Source organism: Micromonospora deserti, assembly GCF_003236335.1.
GTDB classification, from domain to species: Bacteria; Actinomycetota; Actinomycetes; order Mycobacteriales; family Micromonosporaceae; genus Micromonospora; species Micromonospora deserti.
This window is the reverse complement of sequence record NZ_POUB01000335.1, coordinates 1-5777: the sequence shown is the minus strand read 5'-3', so window position 1 is coordinate 5777 and position 5777 is coordinate 1. Positions and strand designations below refer to the sequence as shown.

The window sequence follows — 5777 nt, the reverse complement described above, 5'->3', positions numbered from 1 at the left end:
GCACCGGCGGGTCGGCACGGCCCGGGGGGCGGCGCCGGTCGAGCAGCGCGGTGGCCAGCGCGTGGATGAGGTTGATGACCACGATCGCGGTGGCCACGATCCCCACCGTGCCGGGGAAGTCCTGCTCGAGGACCAGGGCGAGGATCACCGCGGTGATGCCGTTCTGCTGCCCCCAGGCGAGGTAGCGCCGGTCGCGGGTCGGCAGCCCCCGGGTGATCGGTACCGACACCAGCAGTTGGGCCGCCACGGCGGAGAGCCCGAGCACCACGCCGGTGGCCAGGTCGACTCCGTACACCAGCAGCACGCCGAGCAGGAAGGCCGCGACGAGATAGGCGGCCAGGGTGGACTTGCCGACGACCGGGCCGAGACGGGGGCGGAAGAACAGGCCGGTGATCGCCAGCCCCAGCATGAGGAACTGCCAGGCGGCGAAGAGGACGAGCAGGATCAGCAGGGCGACGGCCACCGCGTTGAGCGCGGACCGGACGCGGGGCCGTACCGTGATGTCCTCACGCATCCCGGCGGCCCGCAACAGGCGCCAGAGCAGCCAGGCGACCACCGCGAAGGCGGCGTTGGCGAGCAGGCCGAGCAGGATGTCGAGCGGACCGTCGTTGAGCGCGCCGGCCAGCGCGCCGCTGGTGTCGCCCTGCAGGTCGAGGGCGACCGCGGAGACGTAGATGGTCAGCAGAACGGTCACCGGGTCGTCGAACGACGCCCAGATAGACAGGATGGAGCGGGCCCGGGGCGAGGTGCGCTCGGGGCGGCTCATCGCGGCGACGGCGAGCGGGTCGATCTGGGCGACGGCCACGCCGAGGACGAGCAGTGCCGGGTCGCGGAAGACCAGGAACACCACGCCAGCGATGATCGCCGCCTTGGCGACCACCCCGACCGTGACCGCCAGCAGCACGGTGCGCAGGTGGGCACGGACGTCGGCCAAGCTGATGTCGCGGGTGCTGCCGACCAGCCCCACCGCCAGCAGCACCGAGGCGAGCAGGAGGTACGCCGGAGCGCGTTCCAGCCCTTCGACGTCGCCGGCCCAGCCCACCAGCAGGCCGACCGCGGCGGCGGCGACCACGGCCGTTGATCTCGACAGCACGGTCACGGCCACCCAACCGTCGTGTTGATCCCGCTAGATCCGCGGCGAGAATACCGTGCCGGGGGAACTGGATCCATCGTGAACCACGTGAATGATCCGGACAAATCAGACCGACTCATCCGCGAGGTGCCGGGCCACCGTCCACACCGCGCGGTCGGCCCGAGCGACGGAATCCTGGTCGAGCGTGACGCCGAACAGGTAGTCGTCCGGGGACAGCCGGTAGTAGAACACCGCACCCATCTCCATGTCGAGGACCAGCCGCGAGACGTCCCCGCCCACCGCCCGGCGCAGATCCCGGGCGACCTGCAACGCCAGCAGCGCCAGGTCGCCGGCGAGCCGCTGGTAGCGCGCGCCGCGGTCGGCCACCGTGATCCCCCGGTTGAAGAACGGGGCCAGCTCCGGGTGGGCCAGGATGTCGACGCTCCAGGCCGGCTCGGCCATCCGGTGGCGGCTCAGGTAGTGCAACCCCGCCGGGCGCAGGGCCGTCGCCGCCTCCGCCGGTGGCCGACCGGTCACCCGGGGCGGGAACGGGTCGCCGGCCAGCCGCTCCGCATCCGGGCCCTGCTCGCCGTCCACCGTGGTCAGCCACCCGCCGGGGTTCTGTGACCGCTGCCGCACCAGCCGACGCAGGTCGGTGGCCAGCCCGGCGGCCGCCCGGTCGATCTCGCTGACCCGCGCCGGATCAGCCACCGCCGCCGGTCCCCCGTCGGGCGCGGCTCCGAAGCCCACCACGTGCTCGTTGCTCACCACCGCATTGCAGAACACCAGGCCGGCGCGGGTCTGCGCGACCGTCCGGATCAGCGAGCCGCACTGCAGCTCACGCAGCCGCCGGTTGAGCTCGCTGACCCGGTACACCAGCTGGGCACCCACCCGGCGGTGCAGCTCCCGGCGCTCCGGCAGGTCGACCCCGTCAGGAGCGGGCGGCGCCGACGGATGGGCGAACACGTCCAGCGCGAAGTCGAGCACCCCGGTCGTGTAGTAGGCGACGTGGTAGACACCGCAGCCGCGCAGCAGCAGGTCCCGGCAGAGGTTCCGCTTCTTGAGGAAGCTCGGGACGTCCTGCTCGGCGGATTCCTCGACCAGGACGTCGAGCAGCTCCGGTTCTGTCACCACGGCACTCCCTCAACTCTGCGGCACATCGATGTCGCTGTCGGCCAGCGCGACCACGCCGGGGGCCTCCGCGCCGTCGCGCAACGCCCGGATCGCGGCGAGGTTGGCCTCCGCGTCGCCGGTGCAGGGGTGCCGGCGGCCGAGGTAGGCCAGGCAGGACCGGTGCGCCTCCTGCTGCATCCGCAGGGCGTCGTCCAGGTCACCGCGGGCGGCCAGGTGGCCGGCCTGCGCGGTCATCGCCGCCAGCGTCCAGGGGTGCGCGTCACCGAGCCGGGTACGCAGCGACCGCAGGCCCCGTTCACCGTCGCGCACGGCCTGGTCGAACTCGCCCGCCCCGCGCTGGAACAGGCCCAGGTTGACCGAGCAGACCGCGGTGAACGGGTGGCCGGACTCCAGCTGCCGCTCGTAGCCGCGCAGGCAGCGCATCGCGTGCTTGACGGCGTACCCGGCGTCACCGGTGCGGTAGTAGTCGGCGGCGAGGCTGAGCAGGCTCGCCCGGGTCAGCGGGTGGTCCTCGCCGAGATGCTCCCGGTACCCGCGGAACGTCTCGGTGCTGCGCTTCTTCGCCGGGATGGTCAGCCCGAGCCGGCGCTCGGTGACCGCGAGGCTGCGGTTGACCCGCAGCTCGTCCAGGTGCCCGGCGGACTGCAGCTCGTGGATGCGGGCCAGCGTCTCCCGCAGGGTGGCCAGCGACCGCTCGTACTCGCCGACCTCCCGCTCGTACGTGCCGACCTGGCACGACACCCGCCAGGTCCGCGGGTCCTCCGGGCCGAACAGCAGCATCCGGCGGTCCCGCTCCAGACGGGCCAGCCGCAGCGCCTCCCGCGAGTCACCGGTGAGCAGGAAGGAGATGGCGAGGTTGTTCACTGCCATCCGGGTGTTCGGGTGGTCGTCGCCGACCACCTCCCGGAAGCCCTTGAAGGTGGCCTGGTCCTCGACCAGGGCGTCCTCGAACCGGCCCAGGCCGCGCAGGTCGCCGCCACGACCGCGACCGGCGATCAGCGTACGGAAGTGCCGCAGGCCGTACCGTTTGCGCTGCTCGCTGAGGACCTGGTCGTCGAGGCGCAGCGCCTCCTGGTAGTGCCCGAGCGCCCGGTGCAGGTTCGCGGTCTGGATGAACAGCCGCATGGTGAGCTGGTCGAACTCGTCGTCACGGGTCCACCGCTCGCAGGCCAGCCGGGCCAGCTGCAACGCCGACGCCCAGACGTCGCTGTCGTTGAGGACGAACAGGTACCGGAACTGCTTGACCACCCAGTGCCGGACGACGCGGTCGGTCGACTCCAGCGCCCCGGACGGGACGAGGTGCCGCTGCAGTTCGTCGAAGACGTCGGCGTACCGGACGTCGTCGGCCTCCGGGTCGGTCGGGGCGTAGCCGGCCAGCCCGTGCAGCACCTGGCAGTGCCGCGCCCGGCGCTCCGGCTCGGGGATGCCCTCGCGCAGCAGGACCTGGATGGCCCGGTGCATCCGCAGCGCCCCGCCCTGCCCCCAGTCGACGTCGTAGAGGGCGTAGCGGGCGCCGACGGCGAGCACCAGGTCGATCTCCCCGGCGTTGAGCAGCAGCTCCTCCGCGTCGGCGTCTGCCGCGGCGGCGAGCTGGGTCAGCATCGGGGTGGACCGCAGCAGCGGCAGCCCGATGCCCTCGGGGGAGAGAAACGCGCTGAGCTCGGCCAGCTGGATCGCCAGGTTGCCGAACTCGGTGTGGCGCAGGGTGTCCAGGGTGATGTCCAGCACCCGGGCCACGCTGGAGGTGTGCGAGCCGGGGATCCGCTCGTCCGGGTCCTCGTCCGCGTTCCGCCGCAGTCGGGCCAGCAACTCGGCGACGCAGCGGCCCACCGCCTCCAGGCTGGGTACGCCGCTGCGCTCCAGCCGTTTGGTGCTCTCCCGCATCCACGCGGTGGCCAGTCGCAGGGCCAGCGGCAGGTGCTCCAGCGCCACCGCGATCGACCGGGCGTCCTCGGTGCTGATGCCGAGCACCCGCCGCAGCATGGCCACGCTCTCGTCGCCGGTGAACGCGGCGACCTCCAGCGGCGAGGGCAGGTTGGAGGAGCCGTCGTCGCGGGAGGTGATCAGCACGTGGCCGGCGCCGGCGTGGGGCAGCAGGCCGGTCAGCACGTCCTCGTCGTCAGCGTTGTCGTAGATCAGCAGCCAGCGGGAGTACGCGCCGCTCGGCGCGGCGAGCGCCTCCAGGGCCGCCTCCGCCGCCCCGGCGCTGTCCACCGCGTTGATCTCGTCGGCGAGCGCGCCGAGCGCCGCCTGCACGGTCTCCCGGTCCTGCGCCGGGATCCACCAGACCACGTCGTAGTCGTAGGCGAAGCGGTGGGCGAACTCGCGGGCGAGCTCGCTCTTGCCGACCCCGGCGCCGCCGGTGAGGGTCACCGGGCGGCTGTCCTCCAGCAGGTGGTCGCGGAGCCGCTCCAGGTAGTCGTCGCGGCCTACGAAGGACGGGTTGCGGGGCGGGACGTTGAACCGCAGCCGCCGGTCGGGTTCGGCCGGGAAGCGCGGGACGGCCCGCAGGTCGCCCGCCGGCTGGCCCGGGGCGATGAGGCCGAGACAGCTCAGCAGCAGCGACTGCGCCCGTACCGCGTCGGCGTCGCGCAGGTCGACCAGGTGGCCGGGGTCGAGCCGGTCGTCCCAGTCGGCGCCGGCCACCAGCACGCCGACCACCTCGGCGGCGGGGCGGCGGGCGCCCGGCTCCAGCCCGGACAGGTCCGTCCCGACCACATCGGCGAAGTCCGGGGAGAGCACGGCCAGCACGGTGGCGTCGGGCGCGAGCCGCGGGTCGCGGCCCCGCCGCACCGCCCGCAGCTGGGGCCGGACACCGGCCCGCCGGAGCTGGCCGCCGATCCAGTCGGCCCACGGGCGGTCGACGGAGTCGTACACCACGACGATGTCGTCGGAGCTGTCCGCCGGCTCCAGCCGGACCCCTCGGCGGTAGCGGCGGCGGATGCGTTCGGGCACCGTCGCCAGGTGCCGCACGGCGCCGCGGCTGATCCACTCCGCCATCCGCTCGTACGCGGCCAGCAGGCTGGTCTCGTCGTCCGGCTCGTCGGCGAGCACGGCCAGCACGTCGTCGTAGGTGTCGTAGACCTGCTCCGGCACCTCGATGATCTCCACCGGCGGGGTTGCCGCCGCGCCCGGCGACGGGCCCCCGAGCAGCTTGGCGAAGGCGCGGCGGGCGGAGTCGCGGGCCTCGCCGTGCCACGGCTGGTGGACGTCGCGCAGGGTCGGCGCGGCGAGCACCCGGATGCCGCCGGTGGCGTGCAGTTGCAGCTGCGCGGCGAGCGCGGCGGCGCTCTGCATGGCTGGGCGGCGCGGCGGCATGCAGACCACCGCGGCGTCGCTGAGCACCGCGGAGTAGGTGACCGCGGGCACGGTGAGGTCCACCGGGGTGTCGATCAGCACGTAGTCGAAGCCGGCCTGCTGGAGCAACTGCCGGACCCGCACCGGATCCCCGGCCGGCAGGCCGTGGGCGTCCGCCCCGACACCGACCATCGCGAAGCCGGAGGTCGAGCCGGGCACCGCGTACCGGTAGAGGGCTGTCTCTTATACCCATCTGACGCTGCCGACGAAGCAA

At 73.5% G+C, this 5777-nt stretch carries 3 protein-coding genes; all 3 read right to left on the bottom strand.

What is annotated here, in order from left to right; genetic code table 11:
- Positions 1 to 1105: cation:proton antiporter (locus C1I99_RS32955; protein WP_199562424.1), on the bottom strand; the 1105-nt coding region annotated here is incomplete at its 3' end.
- 93 nt (positions 1106 to 1198) lie between these two features.
- Positions 1199 to 2203 (bottom strand): hypothetical protein, encoded by a 1005-nt coding sequence (locus C1I99_RS28545; protein WP_146604075.1) that lies wholly within the window; start codon positions 2201 to 2203, stop codon positions 1199 to 1201.
- A gap of 12 nt (positions 2204 to 2215) precedes the next feature.
- On the bottom strand, positions 2216 to 5722 hold the full coding sequence (fxsT, locus tag C1I99_RS28540) for an FxSxx-COOH system tetratricopeptide repeat protein (protein ID WP_111137301.1): 3507 nt from the start codon (positions 5720 to 5722) through the stop codon (positions 2216 to 2218).
- Positions 5723 to 5777 lie beyond the last annotated feature (55 nt).